General features: G+C 34.5%; 13 protein-coding genes. 11 read left to right on the forward strand and 2 right to left on the reverse strand.

Annotated features, from left to right (window positions below; translation table 11 throughout):
• Nucleotides 1–17: 17 nt before the first annotated feature.
• Together acs and SMGD1_RS02860 are read left to right on the forward strand one after the other, a co-directional pair.
• Nucleotides 18–1,973, forward strand: coding sequence for an acetate--CoA ligase (acs, locus tag SMGD1_RS02855; protein ID WP_008337704.1), 1,956 nt, complete (start codon nt 18–20; stop codon nt 1,971–1,973).
• 6 nt (nt 1,974–1,979) lie between these two features.
• Nucleotides 1,980–2,324 (forward strand): YchJ family protein, encoded by a 345-nt coding sequence (locus tag SMGD1_RS02860; protein WP_008337782.1) that lies wholly within the window; start codon nt 1,980–1,982, stop codon nt 2,322–2,324.
• 55 nt (nt 2,325–2,379) lie between these two features.
• On the opposite strand, the gene SMGD1_RS02865 is transcribed toward SMGD1_RS02860, so the two are convergent.
• Nucleotides 2,380–2,799 (reverse strand): GNAT family N-acetyltransferase, encoded by a 420-nt coding sequence (locus SMGD1_RS02865; RefSeq protein WP_008338100.1) that lies wholly within the window; start codon nt 2,797–2,799, stop codon nt 2,380–2,382.
• Nucleotides 2,800–2,976: 177 nt separating this feature from the next.
• Here SMGD1_RS02865 and SMGD1_RS02870 point away from each other — a divergent pair, with 177 nt between their 5' ends.
• The 4 genes from SMGD1_RS02870 (at nt 2,977) to SMGD1_RS02885 (ending at nt 8,103) form a co-directional block, all read left to right on the forward strand.
• Nucleotides 2,977–5,244, forward strand: coding sequence for a methyl-accepting chemotaxis protein (locus tag SMGD1_RS02870; protein WP_008337994.1), 2,268 nt, complete (start codon nt 2,977–2,979; stop codon nt 5,242–5,244).
• Between the two features lie 67 nt (nt 5,245–5,311).
• Nucleotides 5,312–6,916 carry an ABC-F family ATP-binding cassette domain-containing protein gene (locus SMGD1_RS02875; protein WP_008337838.1) on the forward strand — a complete coding sequence of 535 codons (1,605 nt, stop codon included), beginning with the start codon at nt 5,312–5,314 and terminating at the stop codon, nt 6,914–6,916.
• The gene (locus tag SMGD1_RS02880; RefSeq protein WP_008337983.1) at nt 6,903–7,754 is read left to right on the forward strand and encodes a DUF5718 family protein; all 852 of its coding nucleotides are present in this window, start codon (nt 6,903–6,905) and stop codon (nt 7,752–7,754) included. Before SMGD1_RS02875 ends, SMGD1_RS02880 begins: the two co-directional genes overlap by 14 nt.
• A 4-nt stretch (nt 7,755–7,758) precedes the next feature.
• Nucleotides 7,759–8,103 carry a translation initiation factor gene (locus SMGD1_RS02885; RefSeq protein WP_008338091.1) on the forward strand — a complete coding sequence of 115 codons (345 nt, stop codon included), beginning with the start codon at nt 7,759–7,761 and terminating at the stop codon, nt 8,101–8,103.
• Here the strand turns inward: SMGD1_RS02885 and SMGD1_RS02890 are convergent.
• Nucleotides 8,100–9,356 carry a diguanylate cyclase gene (locus tag SMGD1_RS02890; protein ID WP_008338057.1) on the reverse strand — a complete coding sequence of 419 codons (1,257 nt, stop codon included), beginning with the start codon at nt 9,354–9,356 and terminating at the stop codon, nt 8,100–8,102. The two genes, SMGD1_RS02885 and SMGD1_RS02890, sit on opposite strands and share 4 nt — an antisense overlap.
• Nucleotides 9,357–9,584: 228 nt before the next feature.
• On the opposite strand from SMGD1_RS02890, the gene SMGD1_RS02895 reads away from it, so the two are divergent.
• The 5 genes from SMGD1_RS02895 to napH all read left to right on the forward strand — a co-directional run bounded on the left by SMGD1_RS02895 (nt 9,585) and on the right by napH (nt 15,969).
• Entirely contained in the window at nt 9,585–10,256 is a 672-nt protein-coding gene (locus SMGD1_RS02895; protein ID WP_008337901.1) for a Crp/Fnr family transcriptional regulator, read from the forward strand.
• Nucleotides 10,253–11,263: a type IV pili methyl-accepting chemotaxis transducer N-terminal domain-containing protein gene (locus tag SMGD1_RS02900; RefSeq protein ID WP_008338110.1), complete on the forward strand. Its 1,011-nt coding sequence runs from the start codon at nt 10,253–10,255 to the stop codon at nt 11,261–11,263. Before SMGD1_RS02895 ends, SMGD1_RS02900 begins: the two co-directional genes overlap by 4 nt.
• Nucleotides 11,264–11,468: 205 nt before the next feature.
• Complete coding sequence (gene napA / locus SMGD1_RS02905) at nt 11,469–14,288, forward strand: nitrate reductase catalytic subunit NapA (protein WP_008337904.1); 2,820 nt, start codon at nt 11,469–11,471, stop codon at nt 14,286–14,288.
• Between the two features lie 41 nt (nt 14,289–14,329).
• Nucleotides 14,330–15,142, forward strand: a complete 813-nt coding sequence (gene napG / locus SMGD1_RS02910; RefSeq protein WP_008337933.1) for a ferredoxin-type protein NapG — start codon at nt 14,330–14,332, stop codon at nt 15,140–15,142.
• Nucleotides 15,142–15,969 (forward strand): quinol dehydrogenase ferredoxin subunit NapH, encoded by an 828-nt coding sequence (gene napH / locus SMGD1_RS02915; protein ID WP_081444057.1) that lies wholly within the window; start codon nt 15,142–15,144, stop codon nt 15,967–15,969. Before napG ends, napH begins: the two co-directional genes overlap by 1 nt.
• The last annotated feature ends 1 nt before the right edge of the window (nt 15,970 follow it).

A 15,970-nucleotide genomic window follows, 5' to 3' on the forward strand; every position in this document is an offset into this window, starting at 1 on the left:
ACCAAAAGGAGCTTTCCATGAGAACTAAACTTTTTTATCCAAATAAAGAGCTTTGGGCAGATGCTGCAATAAACTCTATGGATGAGTATCATAGATTACAGGATTTTGCAAAAAATGACTATGAAGGCTTTTGGGATAGTTTTGCAAAAGAAAAAATTACTTGGAGAAAGCCTTATACTAAGGTATTAGACGATTCTAATATGCCTTTTGTTCGTTGGTTTGAAGGTGGTGAGCTCAATGTTTCTGAACAATGTATAGACCGCCATCTAAATGACAAAGCTGATAAGATTGCTATTATTTTTCAAGGCGAAAAAGGTGATATACAAAAGATTACTTACAAGCAACTATCAATTCATGTAAACAAAACTGCAAACCTTCTAAGAGATCATTTTGGTATAACAAAAGGTGACCGAATTGTTATGTACATGCCGATGATTCCGGAAGCTGCATATGTGATGCTGGCATGTGCACGTATAGGAGCTATTCACTCCATCGTCTTTGGAGGTTTTTCTGCAGATGCTATTCACAGTCGTGTTTTAGATGCAAAAGCTAAACTTATTATTACAGCTGATGGAGCTTTTCGTCGTGGAAAGCCATATTTTCTAAAACCTACCGTAGATGAAGCACTTGCTAAAGGTGAATGTGATTTTGTGGAGAAAGTTTTAGTAGTTAAGAGAAATTACGAAGATATAAACATGGTAGCTGGTCGTGATGAGATTTACAACGACTTGATTGACACTATGAGTGATAAGTGTGAAGCTGAAATTATGCAGAGTGAAGACCCTCTATTTTTACTATACACTTCTGGAAGTACAGGTAAACCAAAAGGTGTTCTACACTCTCAAGCAGGTTATATTCTTTGGGCTCAAATGACTATGGAATGGGTATTTGACATCAAAGATAGTGATATTTACTGGTGCACAGCCGATGTAGGATGGATAACGGGGCATACTTATATCATTTATGGACCATTAGCATCTGGGGCAACAACCGTTATGTTTGAAGGAGTTCCAACTTATCCAGATGCCGGTCGTTGGTGGAAAATGGTAGAAGAGCTAAAAATCACCCAGTTTTACACATCTCCTACTGCCATTCGTATGCTTCATAAAGTTGGAGATAATGAACCTGACAACTATGATTTGAGTTCACTTAGAATACTTGGTTCAGTCGGAGAACCTATTAATCCTGAAGCATGGGAATGGTACTACAATAAAGTTGGTAGAGGAAATTGTCCTATTGTCGATACATGGTGGCAGACGGAGACAGGAGGACATATGATATCTCCTCTTCCTGGAGCAACACCAATACAAACAAGTTGTGCAACACTACCGGTTCCCGGAATTATGGCAGAGGTTATGGATAAGGATGGAACACCCACCGCCATTGGTGAAAAAGGACTTTTATGTATTACTCGCCCTTGGCCAGCAATGATTCGTGGTGTATGGGGTGATGATGAAAGGTTTAAAAAAGCATATTTTGGCGAGTGTAAAAAGGATGGAAAACCGGTTTACTTTTCAGGTGATGGAGCGATGGTTGATGAAAAAGGCTACATAACTATAACAGGTCGCACTGATGATGTTATAAATGTTTCAGGTCACCGAATAGGTTCCGCTGAAGTAGAAGCAAGCATAGGAAACGCTCCGATGGTTGCTGAATCTGCTGTAGTTGGTCAGCCGCACCCAATCAAAGGAGAATCACTTTGTGCATTTATTATCTTAAATCTCAAAGAACATGCAGGATATGAAGAGATGGCTCTAGAGATAAACAGTATTATCAAAAAAGAGATTGGTGCATTTGCTAAATGTGATCGTTTCATCTTTGTCCCTGGACTTCCAAAAACACGCTCAGGCAAGATAATGCGCCGTCTTCTTCGAAGCATCTCCGTAGGTGAAGAGATTATTCAAGATATTTCAACATTAGAAGATCCAAGTGTTGTCGAAGAGATTATTAAAGCAACCAAAGAACAAAGCTGAGAAAATATGAACCCTGAAGAATTAATGAGAAGTAGATATGAGGCTTTTGTAAAAGAGGACTGGAACTATTTAGCTAAAACATCTATACACCAAACAGTAGAAGATTTAAGTCATCCAACCTCCATTGAGTGGCTTAAACTAGATGTAATAGATGTAATTGAAGATAGTGTTGAGTTTAAAGCATACTATAGAGAAAATGGAAAAATAAATGTTTTACATGAAAAAAGTAAATTTGTAAAAATAGATAACATCTGGAAATACCTTGATGGAGAGCTATTTAACACTAAAATTGAAAGAAATGAGAGTTGCCCATGTGGAAGTGGAAAGAAATTTAAAAAATGTTGTGGATAATAAAAAGAGAAGTCTACAATGAACTTCATCTAAGAGCTACACCAGCACCTATAAATTAGGAAACAGGCTTTAAAAAGATAAAACTTTTTCTTTCAAACCCATGATTTTCATAAAATTCGTGTGCCTTTTCTCTTTCAACATTAGATGATAAAACTATATTTTTACACATGCACATTTTTGCATAATCATCCAAATACTCAAGCATCATCTTCCCGTAGCCCATACTTCTATATTTTTCATCACTTACAAGATCAAAAACGTAAAGATGCCGCTTATGGTAAAGATTAGTTTGAACGCATACGCCAGCATAAGTTATAAGTTCTTCACCATTCATAATGCCAAACATCTTATATTCCATATATCTCATATCATATATTAAGTCTTCAAACTCTTTATACGATAGCTCTAATCTTAGCTGCTTCAAAACGCTATAGGCAGTATATAATTCTTTTAAATCTAATTCTCTTATTTGCATAATGTATTTTACAATTAATTCCTTACAGCAGTTCAAAAATAACTAGTTATCTAAAATAAAAGAAGTAATATTGTTACATAAGCTTAAAATATTTAAAAGAAGTTGCTATTACTTCTATATTTAACTTTAAATGAAAAACTATCACAGTAATATCACTATTTATCAAAGGATAATATTATGAATACAAAAAGTATTAAATTTAAAGTTCTTGCCTTAATGGCAGTCTCACTTCTTGTAATGACTGTAAGTATTATGTCAATATCTGTGAGTAGAGCTTCCGACTCATTAGTAAAAAGTAATATGGCATTACTAGATGCTGTAAAGGAATCAAAAAAAGAGCATATTATGGACTTCTCCCACTCTTTTGAAAACTTGTTACTATCAAGAACTGCGGATTCAGGAACAGTTCAATCAATGTGGGCTTTGGATGAGAGTTTTCAAGCCTTAGAAGAGATGACAGAAGTATCACCAGAAGATATTAAAATAGCACTTTTAAAGCATTATGAAAATGAATATATAAATAAAATAAATTTTAATGTAAAAGGTGCTAAAGCAAAAAGATCTGCCACAGACTATCTACCAAAAAGTTTAAGTGCTCAAATAGCTCAATATCTCTACATAGTAAAAAATGAGAACAAGGTTGGAGAAAAAGACAAACTTGCTATGAGCAAAGAGCATAAAGAAGTCTACTCAACAAATCACGTTCAAATTCATCCGGTTTACAAACAGATATTAGACAACTACGAACTGTATGATATCTTTATTGTAAATGCCAGTGGCGATGTTGTTTATTCTGTTTGTAAAGAGAAAGATTTTGGTACAAACCTGCTTAGTGGCGTTTACTCAGATTCTGGGCTTGGGGAAGCATTTAAAAAAGCCACTAAAACACCTAAAGGTGAAGTTGCTTTTGCTGATTTTAGACCTTACGAGCCGAGCTACAATGAGCCTGCAACATTTTTAGCATCTCCACTTTACTTTGGAAAAGATTTTGAAGGTGCTATAATTTTTCAACTACCTAAAGATAAAATCAACAGTGTAATGAATTTTAAAGGAGAGTTTGAAAAAGCAGGCCTCGGAAAGACTGGTAAAGCTAATCTAATTTCTCTAGATGGAAATATGAAAAATGACAGTCGTTTCCTAAAAGACATTAAAGATCCTGACGTAATAGCTGCAGGAACAACAATATCAATTTTTAAAATTGATTCAAAATCTGCTGATGAGATTAAAAAAGGCCAAAGTGGTTCTTGGATTGTTGATGATCATAGAGGAGTAAAAGTTCTTAGTTCATATGCACCAGTTAAAGTATTTGGGGAGTCATGGGGAATTATAGTAGATATCGATGAGTCTGAAGTACTTGAGAATGTAGAAGAGACAAGAAATGTAATTGTTGGGATTTCTATTGCTATACTTGTTGTTTTATTACTTATCAGTTTCCTTTTAACTCAAAAAGCTCTTATCTCAAAACTAAATACGCTACAAGATGCTTCATACAACTTAGCTAAAGGTGAAGGTGATTTAACTAGACAAATCATAGTCCCAAAAGGTGATGAAATCTCTGAGATTGCTCATAATATCAACGCGTTTATAGATAAAGTTCGTGTTACAGTATCACAAGCTAAAACTTCATCATCACAAAACACAGATATTGCTCAAACACTTTCAGATACATCATCAAGCATGAAAGAAAAAGCACAAGAAGAGAGTGTTCTTGTAAATAAGGTATCTATTGAAGGTAAAGATCTTCAAAATATTCTTGCTAGATCAATAGACCAAGCAAAAATCACTAAAGATGATATCAATACAGCTGGCAATATTTTAAAAGGTGCAAATAAGCAGATTGTTCATTTAGCAAATGAGATTCAACAACGTGCCCAAGATGAATTAGAACTCTCGCACAAGCTAGAACAACTAAGTGCAGATGCTACACAAGTTAAGGATGTTCTGGTTGTTATCTCAGATATTGCCGATCAGACAAATCTACTTGCACTAAATGCTGCTATTGAAGCAGCCCGTGCTGGTGAGCATGGACGCGGTTTTGCTGTTGTTGCTGATGAAGTTCGTAAACTTGCAGAGAGAACTCAGAAATCACTATCTGAAATCAATGCGACTATTAGTGTAATCGTTCAATCAGTAATAGATGCAAGTGATAACATTTCAAGAAATGCCAAAGCGATTGAAAAGCTATCAGGAGATGCAAATAACACTGAGAATGAAATAAACACAAGCATGGAGTCTATTGAGCGCTCAATTGTTCAAGTTGATGAGACAGTAACTGGTTATATTAACAACTCTAAAACTGTTGAGTCTATGATTGTTAAAGTATCTGAGATTGAAGAAATATCAAGTGAGAATAAAAAAAGTATGGATGATATATCTAATGCATCTTCAAAACTGACACAAATGACAATAAATCTAAACAATATGTTAAAAGGTTACAAAACGTAAACTTTTATAATCCCTTCTTAAACAACTCTTAGATATAATCGCGAAAATTTATCTAAGAGAAAAAATAATGGTAACAGTACAAAACTTAATTATGCGCTTTGGAAGTAGAGTTCTATTTCAAGACATTAACCTCAAACTAGACCGTCACAAAAGATACGGTCTTATCGGTGCAAATGGTGCTGGTAAAACAACTTTTTTAAATATCCTAAGTGGCAAAATTAATGAATTTGAGGGTGAGATAATTATCCCTAAAGCAAATAAAGTTGGTGTTCTAGGACAAAATCAATTTGCTTTTGAAGACTACACAATTATGGATGCAGTTCTTTACGGTAACAAAAGACTCTACGATGCAATCAAAGAGAAAGAAGAACTTTATATGACGGGAGACTTTGAAGATGACGCTGTTAACAATCGTCTTGCAGATTTAGAAGTTATCTGTGTTGAAGAAGATCCAACTTACGAGTATGATGTAAATATTGCAAAAATACTTGAAAATGTAGGTCTTGAAGCAGATTTACATCACAATCTTATGAGTACTCTAGACAGTGCTGATAAATTCAAAGTTTTACTTGCGCAGGTTTTATACCCAAAACCAGATGTACTATTTCTTGATGAGCCTACAAATAATCTTGACATCGAAACTATTAGCTGGTTAGAAAATGAGCTTAAACGTCATGAAGGTACTATGGTTGTTATCTCTCACGATAGACATTTCCTTAATGCTGTTGTTACAAACATACTTGATGTTGACTACCAAAAAATCCGTGAATTTACTGGTAACTTTGACGATTGGTATATTGCTGCAAATGTAATAGCAAAGCAGATGGAACTTAATAATGCTAAAAAAGAGAAAGAGAAAGATGAGTTAGAAGCTTTCGTTCGTAGATTTAGTGCAAATGCGTCTAAAGCTAAACAAGCAACATCAAGACAGAAAAAACTTGATAAACTTGTTATAGAAGACATCAAACCATCTTCAAGAAGAGACCCAAGTATTGTTTTTAAAGCAAAGAGAGTTATGGGTGATGAAGCATTAAATCTTGTAAACATCAATCACTCTTATGGAGACAATGAAGTACTAAAAAATTTAAATCTTAAATTTGAACCAGGTGAAAAAGTTGCACTTATCGGGCCAAATGGAGCGGGGAAAACAACTCTTGTAAAAATTATAATGGAAGAGATGAAGCCAAGCTCTGGAGAAATTCACTGGGGCGCAACAATTGAGAACTCTTACTTCCCTCAAGATACAGCAGATACTATTAAGGGAAACGGAACTCTTTATGACTGGTTAAGAGCATTTGATCCTAAGCGTGATATTGCTGAGATTCGTAACTGTCTTGGTCGTATGCTATTTAATGGTGAGCAACAAGAAAAATCTGTAGTTAGCATCTCTGGTGGTGAAAAACATAGAATGATGCTTTCAAAGATGATGCTAGAAGGTGGAAACTTTTTAGTTCTTGATGAGCCTTCAAATCACCTTGACCTTGAAGCAATCGTTGCACTTGGTGAAGGACTTCTAGACTTTAAAGGAAATGTTATCTGTGTATCACATGACCGTGAGCTTCTAGATGCATTTGCATCTCGTATTATAGAGATTCATGCTGATGGTAGTATTACAGACTTTAAAGGTAGTTACGAAGAATACGCTGAGGCTAAAGCAAATGGCAAAGTATAAAAAATTTATTGGTCTTGGAATAGCAGGTAACTTTGCACTTCACTTAGCTCAAGCTGGTGAGCTTGAGGATTTTAAAGATATTGTTACTGCAGATGAAGCAGCACCTAAAGGAATGTTTCCTTTTTATCTTCCTGCTCCTCTTGATTTAGACAGTGGCTTAGTTTTACATGCAAAAGATATTTTACGTACTTACCCTCTTTCAACTTCACATATTAGACTTCCAAAAGAAGACGTAAATGTTCAAGCTGAACCGGAAGTAGGACTTATCTGTGATTTGCAATATACAGCAGGAAGATTGTCTAAAATCATTCCAACTTACTTTGGTGCTTATAACGACTGTTCTATAAGAGTTGCAGGAGCCAGTAAAATAAGTGATAAGAAAAACTGGGGAGAAGATTCTAAAGGTCTTAGTAACACTCTTATAAAAATAGATAAGTTTAAAGAAGGCGGAGTAATGGATTCTTACTCTATTTGTAGTTTCCTTCGCCGTGATGGTGAGCTTAATGCTTATGGAGAAGATGTAGAACTTAATGGTTATAGCTACTTTTATGACAAACTTCTTGATTGGATGACTAACCAGATAAATACACAAGAAAACTTTGGACCACTAGAACCATTAAGTGAATACGTTGCAGCATGTTCTAACCCTAAAGAAGCGATTATTAGCATAGGTGCTACAAGATACACAGAGTACGGAGAAAATACATTTTTACAAAATGGCGATGAAGTAATTATTTCTCTATATAACAGAAATGATTTTTCAAAAGAAGAAGTAACTCAAAAGATTAAAAACAGTTCATATGAAAATATGAGTGTATTGGCTCAAAAAGTTATCTAATATAATGAGCAGAGGTAAAAAACTAGATATTTTCATAGGTACTGATATTGACGATGGATGGGCACAAGTTCAAACTCCACGTAAATCTAAAGTATCCAATGAAATACTAGAACCATCTAAACACTTTCTAGTATTTCAAAAAGAAAAAAGACGTGGAAAAACTGTAACTCTTGTCGGTGAGTTTAAACTTCCAAGCGAAGATGCTACGACCACGCTTAAACTACTCAAAAAAAAGCTTGGCTGCGGCGGAGCTTTTAAAGATGGTTGGATGGAATTTCAGGGTGAGTTAAAAGATAAACTTCGAGAACTTTTAGTAAATGAAGGTTTTAGATTTAAACACGGTCACTAAGCACCAATTTTTTCTGTTCTTTGAGCTGTTGCTTCACTTACATTCGTAGTAATTATATAACCGTTTCTACCACTCTCTTTAGCCTTATATAACATCTCATCAGCACGACTTATTAGTATCTCTTCATCAAGAGCTTCATCTGCAACGCAGCACACAACACCTATAGAGATAGTAAGGAATTCATTAGCCTTACTTGATTCATGTTTAATCTCTCTTGCTCTCACTGCATCACAAATTTCTCGTGCCAGTCTAGCACTGTTTGACTCATCTGTGTCTATAAGAACTACACCAAATTCTTCTCCACCTAGCCTAAAAACATAGTCACTAGGTCTCTTTAGAGAATCTCTTAAGACTTTAGAAACACTTTTGAGCGCAAAGTCACCCTCTAAATGTCCATACGTGTCGTTATACTGCTTAAAGAAATCTATATCTAACATCATAAATGTTATATATGATTTAGTCCGTTTTGCACGCTTTAGTTCTCTGTCATATATAAAGTTAAAATATCTTCTATTATGCAGAGATGTCAAAGAATCTGTATAAGAAACATTTTCAAGTTTTTTATTTGCTCTTTGTAACTTCTTAGTAGTTATCTCTAATCTTGTATGATCGTTTTGAATACTTTTAAAAACATAATAAGATATAATCAAAACACCAAAAATAATCATAGTTAAGATTATCCCTACATTTTGAATAATTGACTCATATACTTTTAAAAAATTTTTTCTCTCATACTGAGCAACTTCAACCTCATAATTTATCAGCTTATTTAGAGTTGTATGGATATGTTCAACTCTTTTTTCAAAACTTTCCATTGAAATATCATCTATTGTACGTCCTGCTAAAAGGCCATCTAATATTTTTTTGAAATAATCATTTGTTGCTATAATCTCTAAATCTGTATATTGAACATATTGTAGTTCTTCATCTCTCTTAAAGTGAGACTCATAACTTCGCCACAGAATCTCTATATTTAAAATAGAACTTTCTATCTCAGAAGATGTTTGTGATGAGCTTATTTCAGAGTTTCTTGCTTTGTAGATTGTGTTTGCAATTGAACCGTGATATATTTGAAGAATTTCATTAAGTTCAGTTACTGGGACTAATGAACCAAAATAGAGCGAATCTAGATTTTTTTTCATTGAGTTTATATTTAAATAACCCATTACTCCAACCAATACAAGTCCTATTGTAATTAGCATAAAAAGAAAAAATAGTTTACTTCTTAACTTTAGTGCTTCAACAAACTGCATATATCTCCAATCACTACTAGTTATATGATTATAAGTAGCAATTCTTATACCATTAATTTTATGATAGAATACACATAAGATATTAAACTAGGTATTTTTTTTAATGGCAAAAAGAGCATTTTTAAAAGACAATACTGGCATTGATGAGATTAAAATACTGCAAAATATGAAGACAATAGAAGAATAGTACAGAAGAGTTAAAAGAATTTTTAAAAAAGTAGAGAATATATGTCAGAAGAAAAACTTGAATCAATTAAAAAATTAAATTTCTTTAAATCTTTAGATGACAATCAAATAAAAGAGATAAAGGATATTTCAAATATTGTTGAGTACCCAAAAGGTTCAATACTATATTATGAAAATGACACTTCTAATAAAATATTCTTTCTTGTCTCCGGTGTACTAAAAGTCTACAAAATAGATAAATTTGAGAATGAAATTTTTCTATATCATATTCACAAGAACTCTCTTATATCTGAACTAACCAGTTTGGATAGTGATTCTATCTACTGTTACTCAAACTCAGAGTTTATGGAAGACAGTGTTATTTTAGAAGTAAATTTTACAGAATTTAAAAAAAGATTCCTAGCAAATAACATACTAAACAATGAATTTATCAATGAAATATTACTAAAAACACATCAACTTCACTGTGTTGTAAATAGAGAACTTGTTTTTGATGCTACAGCTAAAGTAGCATTTATGCTCAGTGATGATTTAGAGATGTTTAACTCACTTAAAAGGCAAGATGTCTCTTTTATGCTTCATATTCAGCCTGAGACACTATCAAGAGTTTTAAAGAAGCTAAAAAGAAGTAATATTATTGAGGTAGAAAACTCAAATGTTTCTATCTTAGATTTAGAACAACTAAATAATATATTCAAAGGAGATCAATTATGAAAAAATCATCAAGTATCAGCACAAAAATTAAAATATTAGGAGCTCTCCTTATAGCCTTAATGCTCAGCGTTATTGCTACGACAATATATTTAAATCAGCAGAATGAAAAAGATGCGCTTGTTATTAATATTGCTGGTAAACAAAGAATGTTGACGCAGAAAATGTCAAAAAATGTTTTTTATATACACTATAGTTCAAACAAAGATTTCTACGAATTAAATGCTGCAGTTGATGAATTTATAAAGGGCCTTAACACTTTAAGACATGGTGATTCAAACAAAAATATATCACCAGTTCCTACATATCAGATATCACTTCAACAGATAGAGGTAAGTAAACTTTGGAAAAATTTTTATGAAAATATTCAAAACTTCAAACTATTCACAAACTCCAATGTGAATAGAAAAGCAGAACTAGAAGATATTGTCACTGCAATATACAGGGACAATACAATACTTTTAGATAATGTAGACAAACTAGTGACAATGTACACTGATTACAGTGAGAATAAAACTAATTTTATAAAGATATTTCAATACACGTCAGGTTTTATACTTCTTATACTTTTTATATATTCACTTCTACAACTGCGCTTAATAGAATCACATGTAGATGCATTTATGCAGTACTCCAAAATGCTTATGAATAATGAAGATATAACAAATATAAAACCGCTAAAACTAGAAGCTGAAAGTGAAACAGAAATTGTTGAAGTTAGCGATACTATAAACTGTTTTATACAAAAAGTAAGTACAGCTATGGAGTATTCAAACGAAGCTTTACTCCAATCAGAGAGGGCTGCTTCAAAATTAGGAGAACTTACAGACGAATTTGACTCTATAATTGATGAGCTAAAAGATAAATCACTTGTTCACAAGCATCTGAATAACAGTGAAGATATTGTTATTGAATCTACAGAAGAATTAATCAATTCTACAAAAAAATTATCTAATCTAAAACTAGAATTAGAAAAACTTACCAAAAGCTGCCAGGATTCTAGAATATAATAGTAAGTTCTGAGTGCTACTTATATTCCATATATCTATAGATAAAACAAAACTTAATATATTTTTCTAACTTTTTGACATAAGTCAAAGATTTTTTTACCTTCAAAGTGCTAATATTAAATCGTTAATGGACACCTTAACAAAAATTGGAATAAAGCAATTTTTGAATTTGCTTCGTTTCGAAAATTATCAAACAGGAGAAAATATGTCACTTTCAAGAAGAGAATTTCTTAAAAGTTCAGCGGCAGCATCTGCAGCAGCAGCAATTGGTATGAGTGTACCAGCAGAGCTACAAGCAGCGGCGGACAAAGCTGAAGGCGGCTGGAGATGGGACAAGGCAGCTTGTCGTTTCTGTGGTACTGGTTGTGGTATCATGATGGCTACTAAGAATGGTAAAATTGTTGCTGTTAAAGGGGACCCTGCGGCTCCAGTTAACAGAGGGCTTAACTGTATTAAAGGTTACTTCAATGCAAAAATTATGTATGGTGCGGACAGACTAACTCAACCACTACTAAGAATGGATGATAAGGGTAACTTTGATAAAAAAGGTAAGTTTGCTCCTGTATCTTGGGAAAGAGCTTTCGATATTATGGAAGAAAAAGCTAAAGCAGCTTTTAACGAAAAAGGTCCTGAGGGTGTAGCAGTATTCGCATCTGGACAATACACTGTAATGGAAGGTTATGCAGCTCAAAAAATGATGAAAGCTGGATTCCGTTCTAATGCAATCGATCCTAATGCTCGTCACTGTATGGCATCTGCGGTTGTTGGTTTTTATCAAACATTTGGTATTGATGAGCCTTCAGGTTGTTATGATGATATCGAGCTTACTGATACAATCGTATCTTGGGGTTCAAACATGGCAGAAATGCACCCGATCCTTTGGTCTCGTGTAACTGACAGAAAACTTTCAGACCCTGAAAGAGTAAAAGTTATCAATATGTCAACTTATACTCACAGAACTTCAGATCTAGCTGATACAGAAATCATTTTCTCACCAAATACAGATACAGCAATGTGGAACTATATTGCTAGAGAAATTGTATATAACAACCCTGAATCAATTGATTGGGATTTCGTAAACAAGCATATGGTATTTGCAGCAGCAGCTCCAAACATCGGTTATGGTATGAGAAAATCTAGTGATAAATCTATCAAAGAAGGTAAGTATACAGCTCTTGAAATGGAAACTATTTCAAAAGAGATGAAAACTATTGTTTCTGAAAAAGAAGCTCCAGCACTAGCACCTTATGGTTATAAAGCTGGTGATGAGATGATTCATAACCAACCGGGCCTTAGACACTGGTTGATTAACTTTGAAGAATACAAAAAATCTTTAGAACCATATACACTAGAATATACAGCTAAAATTTCAAAAGGTGATCCGGATGAGTCTATTGAAAGTTTCCAAGCGAAACTTCAAGAACTAGCTAACCTTTATATTGAAAAAGGTAGAAAAGTAGTATCTTTCTGGACTATGGGTATGAATCAACATACACGTGGTACTTGGACGAATACACTTGCTTATAATGTTCACTTTATGCTTAATAAACAAGCTAAACCAGGTGATGGTGCGTTCAGTTTAACTGGTCAGCCTTCTGCTTGTGGTACAGCTCGTGAAGTTGGTACGTTTACTCACAGACTTCCAGCTGATATGATGGTTAAAAATCCTAAGCACCGTGCAATTGCTGAAAAAGCATGGCATATTCCTGAAGGAACAATCAATGGTCAAATGGGACAACACATCATGCGTATCCACCGTGACATCGAAGATGGTCATGTTAAATTTGCATGGGTAAATGTTTGTAACCCTTACCAAGATTCTGCTTCTGCTTCTCACTGGATTAAAGCAGCTCGTGAAATGGATAACTTCATTGTAACTTCTGATGGATACCCAGGTATCTCTGCTAAAGTTTCTGACCTTATTCTTCCATCTGCAATGATCTATGAAAAATGGGGTGCTTATGGTAATGCTGAGCGTCGTACTCAACACTGGAGACAACAAGTTCTTCCAGTAGGAAACGCAATGTCTGATACATGGCAGTGGGTTGAGTTCTCTAAGCGTTTTACGGTTAAAGATCTATGGATGAAAGACGTAAAAGTTGGATGGGGCAAAGGCGATATGAAAGCCGTTCCATTAGACAAAATCAAAGCTTTAGGATACAACGAAAATACAACTATGTATGAAATTCTATTCGCTAATGATAGAGCTAAATCTTACAAAATTGATATGAACGATCCAGTACAAGCTGGTTATGACAATTCTGAGTGTTCTGGTGACTCTCGTAAAGTTATTGGTTCAGACGGTAAAGAGTTTACTGGTTACGGTTTCTTTATCCATAAATATCTTTTTGAAGAGTATGCAGCGTTTACTCGTGGTCACGGTCATGACCTTGCACCATTTGATGTTTACCATAAAGTTCGTGGTCTTAAATGGCCTGTTGTTGATGGTAAAGAGACTCAGTGGAGATTTAATGCGAAATACGATCCTTATGCAGCGAAAGCTACAAAAGAAAGTGGTAATTCACATGCATTCTACGGTGGTTTCTTAAAAGAATGTCTTCAAGGTAATCTAAACGGTTTTGATAAAACTCTTGGTAAGTTAAAGATACCAAACAAAGCCAAAATATTTGCTCGTCCGTACATGGATCCTCCAGAAATGCCGGATGCTAACTATGATACATGGTTATGTACAGGTCGTGTACTTGAACACTGGCACTCAGGAACTATGACTATGCGTGTACCTGAACTATATCGTGCAGTTCCAGAAGCGTTATGTTATATGCACCCACAAGATGCTAAAGATAAAGGTCTTACACAAGGTGCTTTATGTTGGGTAGAGTCTCGTCGTGGTAAAGTTAAAGCTAGAGTTGAGACTAGAGGTAGAAATAGAACTCCTAGAGGACTAGTGTTTGTACCATGGTTTGATGAGAAAGTATTTATCAATAAAGTTTGTCTAGATGCGACTTGTCCATTATCAAAACAGACAGACTACAAAAAATGTGCTGTAAAAATTTACAAAGCATAGATAAATAAATATACTAGATTTAGAGTAAGGAAAGATTCGTTTTGAGCGAAAACAGACCTAAAATAGAAAGAAAAGAACCATTGAGTGATAGAAGAAGATTTATCCTCACTATGGCACGGGGTGTTGGAGTTACAGCACTTGGTGGATTGGTATGGAGCGCTTATGTTGATGAAGTTACAGCTTCACAACTGCTTCTGCGCCCACCTGGAGCCATAGAAGAGAAAGATTTTTTGAAAACTTGTATTAAATGTGGATTGTGTGTTGAAGCATGTCCGTACGATACACTGTTACTCGCTAAACCAGGTGATAATAAACCTCTAGGAACTCCATATTTTATTCCTAGGGATATTCCCTGTTATATGTGTCCAGATATTCCTTGTGTGCCTGTTTGTCCGACAGGTGCACTTGATGAATCGAGCGTTACAACTAAAGGTAAACTTGATATAAATGTAGCCGATATGGGTCTTGCAGTTATTGATGATGAAAGTTGTATAGCTTTTTGGGGAATTCAATGTGATGCATGTTATAGAGCTTGCCCTCTTTTAGGAGAAGCCATAACAATTGTGTATGAAAAAAATGAGAGGACTGGTAAACACGCTTTTATGAAACCAATTGTTCACGCTGACATCTGTACTGGATGTGGCTTATGTGAAAGAGCTTGTGTTACAGAAAAAGCAGCTATATTTGTACTTCCTAGAGAAGTCGCAACTGGTAAAGCAGGAGACTACTACATCAAAGGATGGGATAAAAATGATGAAAAGCGTTTAGAAAATGCTGAAGAAATCAAAACCCAAACTAAGATAAGTAAGGAGAGTGCTGTTGACTCTTTAAATGATTCGGGAGATTTATACTAATGGCTAAGCTATGGAATAATTACCGATATTTATTTTTAAGAAGATTTGTCCAGATAGGTTTGCTATTGTTATATTTTGGAGCGAATCATTGGGGATGGACTATCCTAATGGGAAACCTTAGTTCATCAAGTTTTTTAGGTGTTGTGCCTTTAAGTGATCCATATGCTGCATTACAAATGCTAGCTGCAGGTGCTATTTTAGCAACTGATTTACTTATAGGTGCTGCAATTATTGGTATTTTTTATCTACTAATAGGCGGTCGCGTATTTTGTAGTTGGGTTTGTCCTATAAATATGATAACTGATGCTGCGGCATACTTAAGAAATGTACTTGATATTGATCGTAACCAAAAGAGACAACCAGCAACTCGCTATATGAGATACTGGGTTTTAGTTTTAAGTTTAATTATCTCAGCAGTGATGGGCATTACTGCTTTTGAATTTATTAGTCCAATCTCTATGGTTCATAGAGGGATTGTATTTGGTTTAGGATTTGGATGGGCAGCAATGCTCATTATTTTTCTTTTTGACCTGTTTGTGCTTAAAAATGGCTGGTGTGGGCATCTATGTCCTCTAGGTGGTTTTTACTCACTTTTAGGTAAATTTAGTCTGATTAGAGTAAAACATACTGTAGAAAATTGTACTGCATGTATGAAATGTAAAACAGTTTGTCCTGAGCGCCAAGTTTTACACATGATAGATAAAGAAAGCCTACCTGTACTTTCAGGTGAATGTACAAATTGTGCAAGATGTATTGAAGTGTGTGATGATAATGCACTTGGTTTCTCAATCAGGGAACTAGCAAAAAACAAAAAAACGGGAGAGTAAC

This window comes from Sulfurimonas gotlandica GD1 (assembly GCF_000242915.1).
GTDB lineage: Bacteria > Campylobacterota > Campylobacteria > Campylobacterales > Sulfurimonadaceae > Sulfurimonas > Sulfurimonas gotlandica.

Bases quoted from the DNA above. Each gene is read 5' to 3' on its own strand.
- napA (WP_008337904.1), top strand. From the start codon at position 11,469: ATGTCACTTTCAAGAAGAGAATTTCTTAAAAGTTCAGCGGCAGCATCT.
- SMGD1_RS02885 (WP_008338091.1), top strand. From the start codon at position 7,759: ATGAGCAGAGGTAAAAAACTAGATATTTTCATAGGTACTGATATTGAC.
- SMGD1_RS02875 (WP_008337838.1), top strand. From the start codon at position 5,312: ATGGTAACAGTACAAAACTTAATTATGCGCTTTGGAAGTAGAGTTCTA.
- SMGD1_RS02865 (WP_008338100.1), bottom strand. From the start codon at position 2,799: ATGCAAATAAGAGAATTAGATTTAAAAGAATTATATACTGCCTATAGC.
- SMGD1_RS02895 (WP_008337901.1), top strand. From the start codon at position 9,585: ATGTCAGAAGAAAAACTTGAATCAATTAAAAAATTAAATTTCTTTAAA.
- SMGD1_RS02890 (WP_008338057.1), bottom strand. From the start codon at position 9,356: ATGCAGTTTGTTGAAGCACTAAAGTTAAGAAGTAAACTATTTTTTCTT.
- SMGD1_RS02870 (WP_008337994.1), top strand. From the start codon at position 2,977: ATGAATACAAAAAGTATTAAATTTAAAGTTCTTGCCTTAATGGCAGTC.
- acs (WP_008337704.1), top strand. From the start codon at position 18: ATGAGAACTAAACTTTTTTATCCAAATAAAGAGCTTTGGGCAGATGCT.
- napH (WP_081444057.1), top strand. From the start codon at position 15,142: ATGGCTAAGCTATGGAATAATTACCGATATTTATTTTTAAGAAGATTT.
- SMGD1_RS02880 (WP_008337983.1), top strand. From the start codon at position 6,903: ATGGCAAAGTATAAAAAATTTATTGGTCTTGGAATAGCAGGTAACTTT.
- SMGD1_RS02860 (WP_008337782.1), top strand. From the start codon at position 1,980: ATGAACCCTGAAGAATTAATGAGAAGTAGATATGAGGCTTTTGTAAAA.
- SMGD1_RS02900 (WP_008338110.1), top strand. From the start codon at position 10,253: ATGAAAAAATCATCAAGTATCAGCACAAAAATTAAAATATTAGGAGCT.